The organism is Nocardia sp. NPDC049190, assembly GCF_040648115.1.
Taxonomy (GTDB): Bacteria; Actinomycetota; Actinomycetes; order Mycobacteriales; family Mycobacteriaceae; genus Nocardia.
This window is the reverse complement of record NZ_JBEZDE010000105.1, coordinates 1-2,311: the sequence shown is the minus strand read 5'-3', so window position 1 is coordinate 2,311 and position 2,311 is coordinate 1. Positions and strand designations below refer to the sequence as shown.

The 2,311-nt window shown below is 64.8% G+C and carries 3 protein-coding genes; 2 read left to right on the top strand and 1 reads right to left on the bottom strand.

Annotated features, from left to right (window positions below):
• Both AB0B25_RS32055 and AB0B25_RS32050 read left to right on the top strand, forming a co-directional pair.
• The coding region (locus tag AB0B25_RS32055) for a transglycosylase SLT domain-containing protein (RefSeq protein WP_357187579.1) at nt 1–383 on the top strand (383 nt) is incomplete at its 5' end.
• Between the two features lie 299 nt (nt 384–682).
• On the top strand, nt 683–1,600 hold the full coding sequence (locus AB0B25_RS32050; RefSeq protein ID WP_357187576.1) for a transglycosylase SLT domain-containing protein: 918 nt from the start codon (nt 683–685) through the stop codon (nt 1,598–1,600).
• A 337-nt stretch (nt 1,601–1,937) separates the two neighbouring features.
• Here AB0B25_RS32050 and AB0B25_RS32045 read toward each other — a convergent pair.
• On the bottom strand, nt 1,938–2,311 hold a 374-nt coding region (locus AB0B25_RS32045; RefSeq protein WP_357187573.1), incomplete at its 5' end, for an NlpC/P60 family protein.

Sequence of the window (2,311 nt, the reverse complement as noted above, 5' to 3'; positions counted from 1 at the left end):
TCCAAGCCGGCGGCGCAGTCCCGGGTGGCACGGTGGGGCAGTGGATTCAACAGGCTCTGCAGGTGTTGCAGCAACTGGGCTATGACATCAGAACGATCGATCCCCAGGCTATCGCGATCATCATCCAGCACGAGTCGAACGGTAACCCGAACGCGACGAACGGCTGGGATAGCAACGCAGCCAAGGGAACTCCCTCGAAAGGCCTTATGCAAACCATCGGCCCGACATTCGACCGATGGAAGGCGCCGGGCCACGGCAACATCTACAACCCCGTCGACAATATCGTCGCGGCAACTCGATACGCCATCAATCGGTATGGCTCGGTCAGTAATGTGCCGGGCGTCAGGGCTGTTCGCAACGGCCGCGCATATGTGGGGTACTGATGGCACCGGAGAAACGAACCCGCTCCGAATCCGACCCAGAGGACGATCACGACGGCAGAGCGGGCGCTACGACGGCCGCTCCTGGCCGCCCTACCAGAACGAAGGCCAGAGGTAGTCCGTCACCGGCCCCGCCACCGCTGCCCGGAGGTGCGCCTGCATCGGTCGCTCCGGCTCCGGTGGCGAACACTGCCGCACGCAATCAGACGGCCTCTCCGATTATCGAAACACCGTCCGCCGCAACAGGCGCTCCATCGGTTGCCCGGCCGGACACATCAGCCCTCGCTGGGGCGGCTACGCCGATGGCGGCGGCCGCGCTCGGTGCCCTCGCAACGATAGCCGCGCACTACGGCGAGGGAGCCCCGACCGCCGAATCCGGAAAATCCTATGCGCCCCCCGACCTCGCGGCGGCACGTCCCACCGGACCAGTGGTCTGGGATGGCGACCTGGGATCACAGTACGCGGCCCACCGGCAGGACACCTCGCGGAACATAGACGCCAATCGATCGATGAACGCCGAACTGGAGCGCATCCTCGACGGCGCGGTGGACAACACCACACAAGGACGGGCGGCCATCGGCGCGATCATCGCGGAGGTCAACACGGCGATGACCGCGCTGGGCAAGATCGAGGACACGGCGGCGGGTAGGGACCTCGTGGTCACCACACTGGGCAACGCATTGCACCGTGCCGGAACGGTTCTCGGGCAGGGGCAGGCAGCCGCGACGCTCACCGCCGAACGCGTTGCCGCCCTGGCGGACCGGTACATCCAGCAGGCGCGCCCGACTCGCCCCCGCCGTCCCCGCCGGGCGACGCACCCTGGTATGCGCGGTAGCGGTGGTCCACCGCGCACACGTCCCTCCGGGCAGCAGGGGCAATGGATCAACGAGGCACTTCAGATCCTCCGCCAGCACGGTTACGACACCCGCCAGATCGATCCCGCCGATATCGCGGCAATCATCCAGCACGAATCCGGTGGCAACCCGAACGCGATCAATCTCTGGGACAGCAATGCTGCCAAAGGTATTCCGTCCAAGGGGCTGATGCAGACCATCGACCCGACCTTCAACTCGTATTCGCTTCCTGGACACCGCGATATCTGGAATCCCGTCGACAACATCATCGCGGGCGTGCGGTATTCCATCGAGCGTTACGGGTCGGTCAGCAATGTGCCGGGGATCGTGCAGATGCGCAGTGGGGGCTCGTACGTGGGGTACTGATGTCGAGTGCCTTCGGCTCAGCGGTCGCGCGCACCGCCACCGCCCCGGTTCATCGGCGGAAATTGCTGCGGGACGACTCAGTGGTCGTTTGCTCAATTTCTCGCTCGCATCGCGGATCTGAGCTTCTACGCCGACACCCGTAGCCTCACAGGCCCGCCTGCGCTCACCGCGATGACTTCGATGGCCCAGTCGCTGGCGTTCGCGGTCGCTGAACAATCGGGCCAGGGCTCACTCCGGACGAGCAGCTGACGGAAGAATTCGCGGTGTATGAAGTACGTTGTGCGCGAGAGACCGACCGTCATTTCCACACACCGCTGACCTGACCGAAAGAGGACGGTCAGGTCCACCGTGTCGCGCGGTAACTCCTGGGCAGTGGGACTTGTCCGATGGGCACTCCCGTGCGGGACGCGGCGATACATCTGCCATTGCCGATATACATGATGACGTGGCCGGCAACGCCGTTCTCGAACGAGGATTCCGGGAAGATCAAGTCGCCCGGCCGAATCTGCGACGGATTGACCTTGGGTAGTTGGCGATACTGGTCGTTCGCAATTCGCGGAATCCTGACTCCCGCTGCCGCCGCCGCGTACTGCATCAGGCCCGAGCAGTCGAAACTATTCGGCCCCTCCGAACCGAACACGTACGGCTTTCCGGTCTGAGCCAGTGCCACCGAGATCGCCCGCGCGGCGGCTCCGGATACTCCCGATCCAG